The organism is Pseudomonas sp. HY13-MNA-CIBAN-0226 (assembly GCF_040310305.1).
Lineage (GTDB): Bacteria > Pseudomonadota > Gammaproteobacteria > Pseudomonadales > Pseudomonadaceae > Aquipseudomonas > Aquipseudomonas gregormendelii.
Window position 1 is genome coordinate 1 of the sequence record NZ_JBEOPS010000569.1, and the last position, 241, is coordinate 241.

The window sequence follows — 241 nt, forward strand, 5'->3', positions numbered from 1 at the left end:
GATTTTAATGGACCCTCGCTGCTAATACGGGCTTTAACTTCGCGCATGACTTTATGTTCGGGTTCAAACCAATGTGTGCCACCTTGTTGTAAATGCTGCTTGCGATATAGGCTAAAACGGTAATCATCGATGGGCAGATATGCGGCCGCATGTGACCAATATTCAAATACGGTTTTATTGCGCATTGCCTGGTCAAGCATGGTGGTCGAATAATCGGGCAGGCGAGTGTGTAATACATGAT

Annotated in this window: 1 protein-coding gene; it reads right to left on the reverse strand. The window is 45.6% G+C overall.

The genetic code is table 11. The features are described 5' to 3' along the window. On the reverse strand, positions 1–241 hold a 241-nt coding region (locus AAEZ05_RS29950), incomplete at both ends, for a DNA glycosylase AlkZ-like family protein (protein ID WP_350650286.1).